The sequence below is a fragment of the Caballeronia sp. INML1 genome, assembly GCF_023631085.1.
GTDB classification, from domain to species: domain Bacteria; phylum Pseudomonadota; class Gammaproteobacteria; order Burkholderiales; family Burkholderiaceae; genus Caballeronia; species Caballeronia turbans.
In genome coordinates this window covers 222,867-237,999 of record NZ_JALQDT010000056.1, presented here as the reverse complement: position 1 = coordinate 237,999, position 15,133 = coordinate 222,867, and the positions used below count along the sequence as shown (strand labels likewise).

Sequence of the window (15,133 nt, the reverse complement as noted above, 5' to 3'; positions counted from 1 at the left end):
ACGGAACGATCACGAGCGATGTCCTACAGTGGACACGGCATTCAATGTGAAGGCGCCTCGGGCGACGTTCACGGCTATGCGTTTCATCATGAGGCCGTGAATAATCTCACCTGCCGCTAGGCGCACTATCGCGACATCGCGACGCCGCACGACTGGTAAATGGTGCAAGCTCAGCAGATCACGGCCGCCGCAAGTCCATGTCACCGGCTCGCGTCCCTTCTGATCCGACGACGCGAATCCCGTCACGACATCCTTCGGCGCGCCGACCGGCTTGCCATTCTGGAAGGACATGTACGAGACCACATAACCGCTCAGCGGCGAGCGGGCCCAGCTACCGTGCTCCCCGATGAACGCGCCGCCCCGATACTGCGCTGGCAGCTTATCGCATTAAACGTCACATCCTTTCTGACCTTCGCTTTGCGTTTTCTGGTGTCGCGAAGTACATAGACCAGCTCACGATGAGCCGCTAACAACTCCCGCGTGGCCGCGTGAACCATGGCCAGCCAGTTCCCATTGTGTAGTTACGATGGTGCGTCGACGCGTTCAATCCCGCGCCGACCGAGGCACCTCGTGTGCGGCGAGTTCCTGATCGCTTTGCGCGAGTCGAGCAAGCCGGGCGATCGTTGCTGGTTTTGCGCGGGTTCAATTGTCCGCTGTACCTTCGAAAGCCGGCCTCGAGAGAAGCGCATGTCGGATGGCTGAATTGGGTCGGCTAGAGACGGTCGCATCGAAGGCTAGGATCGGTCGCACAAAAACAAACGCCGCGCTCATAGGTCTGAGCGCGGCGTCTGGCGAAGCTCCACTGAACGGTATTACGGACTAAGCTGCGACCGCTGTCACCGCCGGTTTGCGGGCGCGCGGCTGGCGACGCGGCTTCAATGCCTGATGCTTCGGATCATCGACGATGACTTCGCTATGCCACGCGCCGGTCTTCCGATCGATACGAAAGCCGCGGATCACGTCATGCTTGGAGGTCAGCCGTAGTTCTATCAGTTCTTCGCCGCGTTCCGTGACCGGCTTGATATCGATTCGCTTGAACGTGTCGAGCACGAGTTGACGCGCTTGCGTGCGGGCAGTCGTATCGAGTTTCGTAATGTCATCGCGTAGTTCTAACCATCGATCAGCCATCGCGGGCCTAGTCGTTCGATCGAGGGCGACCAGTTCGAACTCATGCTTGGCCACGTTCGCCTGTTTCGTTCGCAGTTGCGCTTCGAGTTCCTTGAGCTTCGTCACGAGCGAAGGTAGCTCGCCGCCCGATATCGCGATCGCGTCGTTGATGCGATCGATCTGCGCCTTCGTCTTTTCGACTTCGCCACGCGCGAGCACCAGCAGACCGTTGAGGTTGCGCGCGATATCGTCGTTCTCGACGAACAGCGAGGTCAGCTTGATCTGATCGCTGCAATAGTCCATGATTGCGCGTTCCACGGGAACGATCGATACACTACCGATCCCGCATCGCTTCGTTTTGTCCGATTGCGTCGCGCTCGTGCAATAGAGTCGACGATGACCGTCCTGCGGTAGTCCGTCCTCGCGTAACGATCGTCCCTTGAGAATGTTTTGATTCGCGATCGCGCTGCGGCATTTCATGCAGTAGGTCAGTCTCATCCCTGTGAGAAAGCTGACGATCTCGGAGCGTGTACCGGCTGTTCGTCCGCGTTGCGTGCGCAGCGCCTGCAGTTCGACGAATTCGGCTTCAGTCATCAATGCCGGATAGTAGTTGGGCATCGGATAGTCCTGTCCTTCGATCTGGATGACCTTCTCGCCGATCAGTGCGCGATTCTGGATGATCTCGTGCAGCCGCATAGTATTAGCCAATCCGCCTTTTTTGACCTTGCCATTAACGATACGATCGGGCGGTAAATGGATGCCAGCGGCTGTTAATTGATCGAAACAGCAGCGCATGGAATAGCCTTGACGAAAGAAGCCGATCAGGGCCAATAGGGGCGTTTTGAACGGCTCCCAGAATCGATATTCGTTGGCCTCGTTATCGTATTCGACCCAACCCGGATCCTTGCCGACGGCGACACGCTTGCGCTCGTTTTTCTCGATCCAGTTCGTCGCGCGCGTGCGGGCGGCTGCGCGGATACGTTTCGCTCGACTCGCGATCTCGGTGCGCGCCTGTACCATGAGCATGATCGAGAACATGAGATCGAACGGGTTTTCGTTGATCCCGTCCTGACTGTATTCGCGCTTGTCGGCCATCGTCACGACCGTAATCCCGCGACTTATGATCGAGAGCAGTTGCGTGAGCGCGCTGATGACCGTCGCGCGCGACATGCGGTCCATCGATTCGACAATCAGCACCGAACCGGGCGGGACATGACCGGCTTCGACCTCGCGCAAAAATTCGCCGAATGCGCCTTTGGTTACGTGATCCTCGTGATAGGCGGATCGTCCCTCGTCGCGTAGCATCAGACTGCGATCGAGTTCCATGCCATGCTCGTGCGCCCAGGTCAGGGCGTATTCTTCCTGTCGCTGGATACTCGTTCCGGATTTCTGCCTGATATTGCTGAAGCGCAGATAGCTATAAACGCGCGCCGCCGCGCTGGATCGCGCCGGCGTCGCTTTCTTTCTGGCCCGTGCCATCTCGAATTCTCCGTCTCGTGCGAATATAGATTAGTCTATATTCCGTTCGATACGGTACCTCGAACAGGAAATAGCCGATGAAGAAAATGCCTGCGCCCAGCCCGTACACGGATTCGCTGAACTTCAGGTCGTTGAGCATCTGCAGCTTCGCGAATCCGACGTTGACGCGATCCAGATAGGCCGCGACGTAGCAGATGAAAAGAAAGGGCAGCAGACGCAAGGTCACTTTCGCGTACGTCGCGTTTTCGAACTGGGCGGTGGCTGTCGGGCTGTCTGGGTGCATCGTGAAAGTCTCCTGAACGTGCGGCTTCGTGCCGCTACTGGCTTTGCTGGAGCGCATTGTTCCGTGCCAGCAAGAGACTGTCGAGACGTCGAGCCACTGGTCCTACCACTTATTTTTCCCGTGCCAGATGTGCTTCGTGCTTGAATCAATGGCGGTGCGGCCGCCCGGGTTTCCGCACGTTTGTACGCCCGACGGGCGGTACGAGATTACGCCCAGCCTTTGAGCCGCAAGGTCGCGCGCACCAGACGCTGCTCTTCCGCCTCGATTTCCCGCATGCAGGCGGTCGTCGTCGAGATATGCGTGCTGGCGGCCTTGCGCGCCTGCTCCGGCTGTTTGCCGAGAACGGCCTTGTAGAGGCGTGCGTGCTGTTTGTCGATGACGCGCTTTTGCGCCTCGCGAGGATAGAGGTTATTGACCGAAGCGAAGACCGAGCTGAGCAGCAGATCCGTGAGCGAGCTCAGCCTGTGTACGAGCACCGGATTGTGCGACGCCTCGCAGATCGAGAGATGGAAGTTATAGTCGAGCCGCGCGCGGGTCGATTCGCCCACCTCGCTTTCGTTCGCGGCGAGCATCTCTTCGTATCGGCGGGTGATGAGGGCGAAATCCGCCTGCGTGCCGCGCAGCGCCGCCAGACGCGCCGATTCGGCCTCGAGCATTTCGCGCACTTCGAAGATGTCGTAGAGGGTGCGCGGCTGCGAGCCGAGCAGATGCATCATCGGCGTGAGTGCGGGTTGCGTGGTCAGCGCGGCGACGAACGATCCGCGTCCGTGCGACGTTTCGATGATGCCGCGCGTGCGCAGCACCCTGAGCCCCTCTCGCACCGCCGATCGTGACACGCCGAGTTTCGCCGTGAGCCGTCGCTCGGAAGGCAGCGCCTGGCCCGGCTTGAGCACGCCGTCGACGATCAGTCCTTCGATGCGTCCGGCGACGGCATCCGCGATCTGTAATGCATCTTCCTGGTTGTCTTCGAGCATGGCACCCTCACTGGTCCGACCACTTGCAGGAGAATCCTAGCATTGTCGACGTCGGTGTGAAGGCTCGGCCGTTCGGTACGAACAGATCAAAAAAAACGGCTCGCCGCAAAACAATGGCGAGCCGCAAGAGGGATCGGTCAATAACTACAGCGTGGGCAGATTAGCATTGCTTCGATGCGCGAAATCGCATCGGAAAGATGCCGTAAGGAAAGCGCGCCTTACTGTGTGCGGGAGACCACCATGCGGTCCACCAGCGCATCCAGCTTCTGCCGCGCGCTCGCGAAACGATCGATGTTCAGACCATTGGTGTCGTAACGCGCGGTCACGAGAATCTGCCCTTGCCGCACGAGTGTCAGATCGATGGCCGACAGATACGACACCGGCTCGCTGCTGAACGCGTGCCGGTCCCAACTGGTCGTCGCGCCATAGACGAGCATCGCCTCGCAACCGGGCGGTGACGTGCCGGGGTTGTAGACCGCCGAATCCACGCCGCGCCGGCGCAAGGCGACTTGCAGCACCGGCACGAAGTCGCCGGTCGCGACGGTCTGATTCAGTTCGATGCAGACAGATTGCAGCGTGGCGGGCGGGCCCGTCACCGAAGTCGGCGACGAATAGTTCGACGCAACCGTGAAGCCCGCCTGCACCAGCGAGCCAGCCGCATCGGCGGCCGTGATCAACGTCCATGTGCAGCCGGAGAGCGCACCTGCGACGACAGCAAGGAGCGCGCGAGAAGCGAGCGTTCTGAACATGCGCTTGCCGTCATCCGCGTTCAGGACTCAGCGGACGATGCGCAGGCGCATCGTGTTCGGCGTTTCGATCGTCGCGGTCATCGTGGTCACACGCTTGCCGTTCGCGTCGCGCAGCGCGAAGTGCTGGCGCGTGGACGTGTTCACGTCGTGACGGACGTCGGGAAAGCAGGCGGCAATGTCCGCGCCCAACTCCTGCAGCGGGTCGGCAAGGACGCCGTCCGGGCCCCAATGCGCTCGCCAGCGGCAATCATAGACGTGCGCGCTGCCGCGGCATGCTCCCTGGCCCGGCGAAGCGGGCGGCATCAGCGCGCGACCCTTGGCGAGCGTATCGAACGAGGGTGCATCGACGATGGTCTTCAACGCGGAACAGACGTCGGGGAGATCTTCGGCGGATGCGGACAGCACGGGCGCAAAAAGCGCTACGGCAACGAGCGCGCGGCGCACGGAGAAAAGTCGGAGGCGGATTGTAGGTTGAGCTTGCATGACCTGGCGTAGTGTCGAAGGAAGGAGGGCGTCATGTCGAGAGCGGACATCACGCATCGAGATCTTCCCGCGATGCACCGCGATTCGATATGCGGAGCAAAGCGCCAATCGTGCAAGTTATTTCCAGCTATTAATTCGCGCGCGCGACTCCATCATACGAACAAGGAGACAATGCCGCCGATGGTCACGGCCGCCGCCATCCATTTGCCCGCGGTGTAAAAGCCGTTCGTGTCGGTTGCCTGCATCTCGGGGCGTTCGAGGCCGAGTGCGCCATACGCGAGTGATTTCACCGACGATGGCGCGTCGGCTTCTTGAGTGACGTCAGCGGGGCGTTGGGGAGAAAGCGCATCGTCGCGCGTGTAAGTGGTCGTGGACGCACTGTTGATCTGCATCGTTGCCCTCGTCGCAATCCGGTCTGCAAAGCCGCGATAACGGCCGCTTCGCGCGCGGGCTTGAACGCAAGCGCCTTTCCGTTTCTTACCGCCGATGGATTTACATCGGATGGTTCTGCACGAAATCCTTGTACGCCCAGTAGGCGGCTTTCTTCGTCGTGCCGTCGCCCTCGAGAAGACCGTAGGCGCCTTCGCCATCGTCATAGAGCTGAAAGGCCTGAATCGACTGGATGTTGTACTTCGACGCGACGCTCGCGAATTGCGCCATCATCAGGTTGCCCGTCATGTAAGTCGCGATCTGGTCGTAAGAGCCCAAGTCCGGGCGCACGCCGAACTCGTTGATCCAGATCGGCTTGCCCATGTCGTGGAGTAACTGGAGCACGTCATGACATCCCGTTCCCCCGCAGGCGTGCGTGATGTCGCCTTCGTTCGAATACCAGTGCCACGAAGTGACGTCCCAGCCCACGGCCGGATGACCCCAGGTGCCATCGGGTTGCGAGCCGTCGGCGAGCATCTGAAAGAAGGCGGTGTGCATCCACGTGCCGCCCAGCACGATCTTCGCCGAGCCGTCGACGGACTTCACGCCCGCGATCAGGCCGCGGATCGCGCCGCGTGCGAGCGTGTAGGACCAGTTGTCGTATTGATACCAGACGGTGCCGTCGACATTACCGATGAGCGCCTTCGCCTCCAGCTCGTTGCCGACCTCGTAGTACTTGTAGGGATAGCTGCTCGCGGTTTGCTGGCCGAGCGTGAATCCTGCATTGTAGGCGTCGTCCTCGCTGTTGTAGTTGAGGTTCATGAGCATCACGGGATACATCGTGATGCCGGCTTGTTCCATCGTCTTCGCGACGCCCGCGACCATCTTCGCCGATGTCTGGCTGTACACGTCATTGCGATAGATCGTTGCGCCCAGATCCTGCAATTGCGAAAGCTGCGTCTGCACGCTCGTGAAGTCGTATGCGCCGCCGTTGCTGTTATGGCCGTTCGCGCCGTAGAAGATCGAGCCGCTGCCGCTTGCGGCTTTCGCGGTCGATTTGGGTGATGCGGCGCGCTTGCTCGCCGCGGCGGTGTCGGCGGGGCTGTCGCTGCCGCCGCAGGCGGCAAGCATCATACTTGCGACGATCGCTGCTGCGATGGAATGGGAGAAGGCGGGAATGGATGAGTTCTGCATATCAAGTAGTACGACTAACGGAGACGCGAGCATCGATCACGTATTCGATATGGTCGAGAAGCGTCGTTAGTGATCCGAATGACTGCCTGAAGATGAGTTGCTGCATTGGGCGCACATCAGTGCGCCACAACAGTCAAGGCAGTACAGATTGTCTGAAGCAAAATCCGAGTGCACCATCGACATGCAATCGGATAGCGGGAGCGCGGCGCCATGCGTGGCAAGCGCTCGATGATGACAGGCTCGACTCGGCGTTGCCTGTCCTCGGTAACATATGCGGCGACTGCGTCTCGGGCGCGTCAAAATTTCTGACGATAGCGCGAGTTACTTGCAACCCCGCGCCTGTATCGCGGGGGGTAAATCAGCGAGGAAAGGTTACTTTGTTCTGATGTAGATGTAAACCGGGCAGCAGAAAAAACATCTTGCTCATAGCAAGATTTAGATTGCTTGCTTCTGCTTATCGTCGCTCCTGGCGCATTGGTTTCTACCGGTGGAAGATTCCCGGTTACGTCGTACCACCGACGCAGGCGCGAAATAGCGCGCGATGCAAAGGACATAGGTAATCAAAGCCGAGACGGTGTACATTGCCGATCGCTCCATGAAAAACAGAAGGAGCACGGCAATCGCGAGAAGCAGCATCTCGGCACGAGGCGCTATAGCGGACTGTTGCACATCGGGTCGCTCCAGCGCGGTGCCGAGAAGAATCACCAGAGGGATCAGCGCGACGACCATGTGAATCGGCTCGAGGATCGGCGCGGCGAGCAGCATCGTGATGCAGGCAAGCGCGTAGTCCATGCGCCTCTCGCGACTGCGGCGGAGCACGAGATAGCATGCGAACACACAGATGATCGCGGCGAAGATCGTCGATGTTGCGTGAAGCGTTGCCTCGGACGCGGGCATGCCGAGCTTCTCCGATATCGTCTGCAGGGCGCCACGGACCGAGCTATTGCCGGGCAGGCCGCCCGCACTCAGGATCTGCGTCTGCGCCCGCCCGATCTCGACGGTCAGGTAGTCCCAGATCACGCGAAAGCCGAGCCGGCTTGCGGTGAAGAGCGTGATTGCGATGGCGCAGACGCCCGTCGATATCACCGTGCGCCATTCACGCCGCAACAGAAGCAGGCCGACGACCGCGAGCGGCGTCACCTTGAATACGACTGCGAACGCGAGAAAGAGACCCGCCAGCCAGCGATTGCCACGTTCGATCAGGAAGAACGACGTCGCGAGCAGAAAGAACAGAAGCTGATTCGATTGCCCGAGATACGCGTCATGCAGCACGGGAAAGCTCAACAGGGTCACCGCGATAAGCAGCGCCGTCACGCGCCTGTCTTCACCGCGATAGGCCATCTTTGCAAGCAGGATCGCGCCGACGATGCACAGTACGACGGACATCGCGACCCAGACGAGTTTTGCAGTGAACGACGGAAGCAATGCGAATGGAGAAAAGATCACTGCGAACTGCGGCGGATAACAGTAGATGAGGATATCGTCCAGATTCGCGCCGAGTTTCGACAGATACGCAACGAGATGCTCGTTGTTATAGATGAGCGACGGATCGTGCGGCGCGTTCAGCACGGTGCTGAACGCGTAATAGTAGAAGTTGAAATCGCTGAAGGCCCGTGGGTGATCGGACACATAGGTCAGCGTATAGTGATAGATGATGACCATGCGGATTGCGAGAAACCCTGCGGCGACCAGCATGAGCAGAGCTGCAATGATCCGCACATTGTCAGCGGATCTGGCGCCAGTCCGAGCGTTCAGCATGGACGTTCTCCCGTGTGTCGGCTATCGCGTTGTAGGGGCGCTCGACTAAGAGTCTCAGGATCGATCAGCCATTCGTCGTACAGTAACAAATATTTCGGCGGATCTTACGGTCTACGAATCGTGACAGCATCACCGGGGCGGCGTCAATCGCGTTTTGCGCGCCGCAGCGGCGAAATCATTTTTGAAAATGGTGACGCGCATTTGTTTTTATGAGTCGGCGCGGCTTGCGGGAATTTATTAAGTCGTTATGGACGCGCCGCGCACGCTGCGCCGTTTCCGCACCGCGATGAAGCAGCGCAGACGGCGCAGTTCCCTGCCTCACTTTTCCGTGGCGACTTTGTCCTGCGTCCGCGCGGCGAAGTCCGACGCATCGTGGCGCTCGTGCAACTGCATCGAAGGCTCGCCGAAAGTCCGGTTGACCATGCGGCCGCGCTGCACGGCGGGACGCGCGCCGATCACGTCGGCCCAGCGTCGCACGTGCGTGTATTCCTGAACGGAAAGGAACTCGGCCGCGTCATACAGCCAGCCGTTCACGAGCCCGCCATACCACGGAAAGATCGCGATATCGGCGATCGTGTAGGCATCGCCGGCAATATAAGCGCTGTCGGCGAGACGCTTGTCGAGCACGTCGAGTTGACGCTTCACCTCCATCGCGAAGCGGTCGATCGGATACTCCATCTTGCTCGGCGCATACGCATAGAAGTGCCCGAAGCCGCCGCCGAGATACGGCGCACTGCCCATCTGCCAGAAGAGCCACGACAGGCATTCGGCACGCGTTGCCGGGTCCGTCGGCACCAACGCGCCGAACTTTTCCGCGAGATAGAGCAGGATCGCGCCGGATTCGAACACACGCACGGGTGTCGCGCCGCTGCGATCCACGAGCGCCGGTATCTTCGAATTCGGATTGACTTCGACGAAGCCACTGCCGAACTGTTCGCCTTCGCCGATGCGGATGAGCCAGGCATCGTACTCGGCGCCGCGATGGCCGAGCGCGAGCAGTTCTTCGAGCATCACGGTGACCTTCACGCCATTGGGCGTCGCCAGCGAATAGAGCTGCAGCGGATGACGGCCGACCGGCAACGCCTTCTCATGCGTCGGCCCGGAGATCGGCCGATTGATGCTGGCAAAGCGTCCGCCGCTTTCCTTGCTCCATGTCCACACGGCCGGCGGCACGTATTCGGGCAATGCGCTCATGCTTCACGCTCCTCGTTGCAATTGGATTGAATTCGCCCGAGGTTAGCAGTTCGACCGCAAACGTGCTCGACCGGGCCTTGGACAATCCGCGCTGCATGCCACGAGGAGAAACGAATGAGCCAGCGTCCATCGCGCAACCGTTCAGCCCTAGCGTGGCGCCGCCGCAGTTGCGGCCGGAAGCGACGGCACGTTCGACGATAGAGCGGGCATGCCGAAGCGTCATCGGCCCGCTTCGCGCTTTTCCTGTTCTTCGACCGTAAGTATGGCTTCGGGCATCGCGTCGAGGCGCGCTTTCGGAATGGGCACGCCGCTTTCGTCCGAAAGACCATAGGTGCCTTCCGCGATCTTCTGCAATGCGCGCTCGATATCGCCGATGCGCCGATCGTTCACATCGCGCAATGCCTGATTCGCGATGTCCTGCTCCATGCGCTGAGCATCGTCCTCGTACTCTTCTGCTTCCGAACCGCGCTCTTCCTGCAAGCGACGCTCGGCCGCGATACCGCCTTCTTCGTTGCCGAGCAGTTCGCGCTTCAGCGTGAGCAGGCGTTCTCGCTGCGTCGCGATGAAGTCGTCGCTCAAGCCGCTTTGTTGATTGGCCATGGTCATGCTCCATGAAACGGATGGTTGAAAGCGGGGCGGCCGATAGTGCCGCCACGCTCCATGCAGGCGATCAGTGTTCGCTCTTCGCGGATTCCTTCTTGCCTTCGCCCTTCGCCGCGTTTTTCTTTGCGGCGGGCCGGCCTTTCTTTTCCTTCGGTTGCGCCTGTGCGTCCAGCCTGGTGAACTTGACCTTATCGGTTTCCTTGTCGAAGCTCACGTTGACCGTGTCGCCTGACTTGAGCTTGTCGCCGAGGATTTCCTTCGCGAGACGCGTCTCCAGTTCCTGACGAATCTGGCGTTTCAGTTCACGCGCGCCGAACTCAGGCCGATAACCGACATCGGCGAGATGATCGATGACCGAATCATCGACCTTGAGCGTGATGTCCTGCGCCGCGGCGGTGCGCGTGACGCGATCGAGCTGGATCTCGACGATCGAGCGGATCACCTCGCGCGAGAGCCCATGAAACACGATGATTTCGTCGATGCGATTGAGAAACTCGGGACGAAAGTGGCCTTTCAGCACGTCCATCAGTTTCGCGCGCATCGCCTTCTCAGATTCGCGGTCCTTCTCGCTCTTCTCGAGATTGTCCATGATGATGGACGCGCCGAGATTGCTCGTCGCGATGATGATCGTGTTGCTGAAATCGACCACGCGGCCCTTGCCATCGGTGAGGCGGCCATCGTCGAAAACCTGCAGCAGCACGTTGTTCACATCGGGATGCGCTTTTTCGATTTCATCGAGCAGGATCACGCTATACGGACGGCGGCGCACGCGCTCGGTCAACTGACCGCCTTCGTCATAACCGACGTACCCCGGCGGCGCGCCGATGAGTCTCGCCACGGCATGCCGCTCCATATACTCCGACATGTCGATGCGAATCACCGCCTGTTCGTCGCCGAACACGGTTTCCGCGAGCGCCTTTGCGAGTTCGGTCTTGCCGACGCCGGTCGGGCCGAGGAAGAGGAACGTCGCGATCGGCCGATGTATCTGGCCCATGCCCGCGCGCGACAGGCGCACCGCATCGCTGACGGCGACCACGGCTTCGTCTTGCCCGACGACGCGCTCGCGCAGCTTGTTTTCCATGTCGAGCAGCTTCTGACGCTCTTCCTGCGTGAGTTCGGTAACGGGAATGCCCGTGAGACGCGACACGACTTCCGCCACCGATGCGACGGTCACTTCGAGCGTCTCCGATCCGGTCTTGCGCTGCCACGCTTCGGTCAGTTCATCGAGCTTCGCCTGCTTCTCGTTGATGCGCTCTTCGAACCCCTTCGCCTCGTCGAAGCGCTTGCGTGACGACGCATAATCCTGCTCGCGCTTCAGTTGCGCGATCTCCGCTTCGAGCTCCTGCATCTCGGGCGGGCGCGACTTCGAACGGATACGTACCCGCGCCGCGGCCTGATCGATAAGATCGATAGCCTTGTCCGGCAGAAAACGCGACGTGATGTAGCGATCCGATAACTCCGCCGCCGCGACGAATGCATCGTCGGCAAAGGTCACCTGATGATGTGCTTCGAGTTTGTCGCGCAAGCCGCGCAGGATCACGATGGTCTGCTCGACCGTCGGCTCGGGCACGAGCACCGGCTGAAAGCGCCGCTCGAGCGCCGCGTCCTTCTCGATGTACTTCTGATACTCGTTGAGCGTCGTCGCACCGATCAAGCTCAGCTCGCCGCGCGCGAGCGCCGGCTTCAGCACATTTGCGATATCGAGTCCGCCTTCGCCGCCGCCCTGGCCCGCACCGACGATCGTATGCAGCTCGTCGATGAACACGATCAGTTCATCCTGCTTGGCCGTGATCTCGTCGATGAGCTGCTTTGCGCGCTCCTCGAATTCGCCGCGATACTTCGCGCCTGCGACCATCGAATTGATGTTGATCTCGACGAGCCGCTTGTTGCGCAGATCCTCGGGCACGTCGTCGTTGACGATGCGTTGCGCGAGTCCTTCGACGATCGCCGTTTTGCCGACGCCCGGCTCGCCGATCAGCACGGGGTTGTTCTTCTTGCGTCGCGCGAGCACTTCGATCGTGCTCTCGATTTCCTGCGCGCGTCCGAGCACCGGATCGAGCTTGCCTTGCCGCGCCATCGCGGTGAGATCGCGGCCGAACTTGTCGAGTGTCGGCGTGCCGGTGGGTGTGTCGACGCGCCCGTCTTCCGCGCCCTTGCCGACGATTTTCACGACCTTCTGACGCAAGGCCTCGGGCGTAACACCGTATTTCTTCAGGAGCGTGCCCGCAATGCTGTCGGGCACGGAAGCAAGACCGATCAGCACATGCTCGGGACCGACATAAGAATGGCCGAGCTCGCGTGACGCCTGAAACGCGAACTGGAACGCCTTCTTGAGACGCGGCGAGATTGTCATCTTCTCGACCGGCGCGTCGGGCTCCGCTTTACCTTTCTGCGCGTGCTCGTCGATATAGCGCTTGATGTCGTCGGGCGAAAGCTTCATCTCCTTGAAGAGCGCCTGAACGACATCGGTGTCGGCGAGCACGTATAGCACCTGTTCGGTGTCGAGCTCGGTCTTCTGCAGTTCGTGCGCTTTTTCTGCGGCACGCTGCAGCAGTTCCATCGTTTGTTCGCTGAAGGCGTCGGTGACATCGACGGATTCGCGCGGCACCGAGGCCACCATGTCTTCGGTATCGTTCTCATCGCCGTGGTCGGGCATGCCGCCCATCAGGCGCGACAGGCCGCCGCCGCCCAATAGCGAGTCGAACGGGTTCAACATGCTCTGATGCCGCATCAACTGGCGGTAGTCGTACTCGCAAATCGACATCGACTTGCGTTGGCCGTTCTGCACGACGGTCACTTGCGCAACCGCGGGCCGGGCATGACAGATTTCGCAAAGGGCTGGCATGATCGAGTATCTCCATGTTCAGGACGGTCGATGTCCGGCCCGAACGATCACGCGCCACGCGATGCAATCGTCGACTCAGGCCGCACCACCGCCAGATGAGCAGTGCATTCCCCTTCATAGGTCTTTTATCGGCCATTCTTCTGATGCGGCTATTCGACGGCCGCGATCGAAACGGAGGCCTCGCTCGTCAACATAAGGAACGTGAGCGTTTCGCGCAAATAGAGTTGTACGGCTGTATCCGTATGGCTCGTATAACCGATCGACACGTCCTGTCCGATGTGCAGTTCATAATCGCCGCCGCGTGTCGAGAGCACGCAGCCGCCCTGAAGCGCGGGCGCCCATACGAGGTCGCCGCTCACGATGCGCTTGATGTGCTGGATGACCGGATATCCGTGATCGCTTGCTTCGGCGAGCGCGGTATAGGCATCTGCGCCGAGGAGCACGGAGTAGGGACCATCGACGCAGGCGAGCCGCAGTTTTTCGAGTGCCTGGCTGATCGCGGCGGGGTAGTCGGCCACATCCGCGGGCAGAAGCGTGGGGGCGTTCGAACTGCCTTCGCGAATGCCGGTGATGCCGGCGGCCGCGAAGCCGTCGAAGATCGCGGCGTCTTCGGCGAGTGCGAGCTCGTTCGCGGCGGTCTTCGCGGGTTGCCAGTCGCCGTCGTTCGAGCCGCGCTCCACGCTGTCGATAGCTTCACGCTGCAGCGTGAAGGGCACGGTGAGTTGCACGAGTTGCTTCACGTCGTAAAGGCTTGCCAGGACGCCTTTCTTCGGCGCTGCGATGTTCGTCTGATGTCCCGTGCCGATGCCCGACAACGCGACGCCGCCGGGACTCTTCACGTCGACGACGCGGCGGCCCGCGAGCGCGCGCTTGAAGGTGCGGGCCACTTCCGCTTCGATCTGCGACCATGCGGCGCCGGAGATCGGCGCAAGCTCTCTATGCAAGTTATTCATCTTGTGATGTTCCTCTGAGTGAGCCAATGTTCAACGTGCCTTCTCGCTCATCCTTTTGCTGGCCTTCGCCGATGGACGACGGCGCGGCGTCCGGGTTCCGGTCGGGAAGCTCGTCGAGCAAATCGCTGGACGGCACGAAGAACAGGCCGCCCGTGACCGCGCGGCTGTAGTCGAGCAGCCGGTCATAGTTGCCCGGTGGCCTGCCGACGAACATGTTCTCCATCATCTGTTCGATCGGCGCGGGCGTGCGCGCATAGCCGATGAAATACGTGCCAAACTCCTTCGATCCCGGCCGGCCGAAAGCCATGTTGTGCCGCAGGATCTTCACTTCCTTGCCGTTCTCGTCGATCGTCGTGAGCGAACTGTGCGAGCAGGAAGGCTTGATCGATTCGTCGAGCTCGACATCGGATAACTTTTCGCGTCCGATGATTCGCTCCTGCTGTTCGACGGTGAGGCCGTTCCATGCATCCAGGTTATGCAAATACTTCTGCACGATCACATAGCTGCCGCCGGCGAACTCGGGATCTTCTTCGTCGATGATCGTGTAATGCGCAGCGCTCTTGCCCGTCGGATTTTCGGTGCCGTCGACGAAGCCCACCATGTCGCGCAAATCGAAGTAGCGAAAGCCATGCACTTCATCGACGACCGTGACTGCATCGCCCAGCTTGTTTAGCATTTGCGATGCAAGCTCGAAGCATAGGTCCATGTGATCGGCGCGGATATGCAGGAGGATGTCGCCGGGCGTTGCAATCGCGCGGCGATCGCCCTGGCCGAACTCGCGAAACGGATGCAGCGATGCGGGACGCGGTGCGCCGAAGAGAAGGTCCCACGCATCGGCGCCGAAGCCGCATACGCATGACAGGTTCGCGGCAGGCGCACGCGTGGCGACCGCGCGCACCAGCGCCGCGATATCGCCGCACCATGAGCGCACGACATCGGCTTTGTCTTTGCCGCGGGCCACGGTCGCGACGATGAAGATCGCGCTTCGGGAAATCGGATTACAGACGGCTTGTGGTTCGGGTGTGTTGTTGGGCATCTGAAGAGTTCGATTGCGTGAGGCGGTTGGTCAAAACGATTTGCAAGTCACGGCGCGCGTCGCTTTTTGAAAAGCGACGCGCGCAGGATCCCAGCGGAGGCACCGG

12 protein-coding genes and 2 pseudogenes are annotated in these 15,133 nt (G+C 60.6%); all 14 read right to left on the bottom strand.

Annotation, left to right across the window (positions count from 1 at the left end):
* Positions 1 to 216 precede the first annotated feature (216 nt).
* Positions 217 to 378: pseudogene (locus tag NCR38_RS22145) on the bottom strand (sorbosone dehydrogenase family protein); the annotation flags it as partial.
* Positions 379 to 819: 441 nt separating this feature from the next.
* A complete protein-coding gene (locus tag NCR38_RS22140; protein ID WP_250477596.1) occupies positions 820 to 2,586 on the bottom strand; it encodes a recombinase family protein in 1,767 nt (588 codons plus the stop codon).
* Between the two features lie 52 nt (positions 2,587 to 2,638).
* Positions 2,639 to 2,869 (bottom strand): annotated as a pseudogene (locus NCR38_RS22135) (MFS transporter); the annotation flags it as partial.
* Between the two features lie 206 nt (positions 2,870 to 3,075).
* On the bottom strand, positions 3,076 to 3,843 hold the full coding sequence (glcC, locus tag NCR38_RS22130; protein WP_250477595.1) for a transcriptional regulator GlcC: 768 nt from the start codon (positions 3,841 to 3,843) through the stop codon (positions 3,076 to 3,078).
* A 218-nt stretch (positions 3,844 to 4,061) separates the two neighbouring features.
* A complete protein-coding gene (locus NCR38_RS22125) occupies positions 4,062 to 4,592 on the bottom strand; it encodes a hypothetical protein (RefSeq protein WP_061118930.1) in 531 nt (176 codons plus the stop codon).
* Positions 4,593 to 4,619: 27 nt separating this feature from the next.
* A complete protein-coding gene (locus NCR38_RS22120) occupies positions 4,620 to 5,075 on the bottom strand; it encodes a hypothetical protein (RefSeq protein WP_250477594.1) in 456 nt (151 codons plus the stop codon).
* Positions 5,076 to 5,227: 152 nt separating this feature from the next.
* A complete protein-coding gene (locus tag NCR38_RS22115) occupies positions 5,228 to 5,467 on the bottom strand; it encodes a hypothetical protein (RefSeq protein WP_250477593.1) in 240 nt (79 codons plus the stop codon).
* 100 nt (positions 5,468 to 5,567) lie between these two features.
* Positions 5,568 to 6,578: a lipopolysaccharide biosynthesis protein gene (locus NCR38_RS22110; RefSeq protein ID WP_086961178.1), complete on the bottom strand. Its 1,011-nt coding sequence runs from the start codon at positions 6,576 to 6,578 to the stop codon at positions 5,568 to 5,570.
* A gap of 495 nt (positions 6,579 to 7,073) precedes the next feature.
* Positions 7,074 to 8,333 (bottom strand): glycosyltransferase family 87 protein, encoded by a 1,260-nt coding sequence (locus NCR38_RS22105; RefSeq protein WP_086961180.1) that lies wholly within the window; start codon positions 8,331 to 8,333, stop codon positions 7,074 to 7,076.
* 381 nt (positions 8,334 to 8,714) lie between these two features.
* A complete protein-coding gene (gene yghU / locus NCR38_RS22100; RefSeq protein WP_061118934.1) occupies positions 8,715 to 9,590 on the bottom strand; it encodes a glutathione-dependent disulfide-bond oxidoreductase in 876 nt (291 codons plus the stop codon).
* Between the two features lie 219 nt (positions 9,591 to 9,809).
* Positions 9,810 to 10,190, bottom strand: a complete 381-nt coding sequence (locus tag NCR38_RS22095; RefSeq protein ID WP_061118935.1) for a hypothetical protein — start codon at positions 10,188 to 10,190, stop codon at positions 9,810 to 9,812.
* 70 nt (positions 10,191 to 10,260) lie between these two features.
* Positions 10,261 to 13,038 (bottom strand): ATP-dependent Clp protease ATP-binding subunit, encoded by a 2,778-nt coding sequence (locus NCR38_RS22090; RefSeq protein WP_061118936.1) that lies wholly within the window; start codon positions 13,036 to 13,038, stop codon positions 10,261 to 10,263.
* A gap of 149 nt (positions 13,039 to 13,187) precedes the next feature.
* Positions 13,188 to 13,991, bottom strand: a complete 804-nt coding sequence (locus tag NCR38_RS22085; RefSeq protein ID WP_061118937.1) for a family 1 encapsulin nanocompartment shell protein — start codon at positions 13,989 to 13,991, stop codon at positions 13,188 to 13,190.
* On the bottom strand, positions 13,984 to 15,027 hold the full coding sequence (locus tag NCR38_RS22080; protein ID WP_061118938.1) for a Dyp-type peroxidase: 1,044 nt from the start codon (positions 15,025 to 15,027) through the stop codon (positions 13,984 to 13,986). Before NCR38_RS22080 ends, NCR38_RS22085 begins: the two co-directional genes overlap by 8 nt.
* Positions 15,028 to 15,133: the final 106 nt, after the last annotated feature.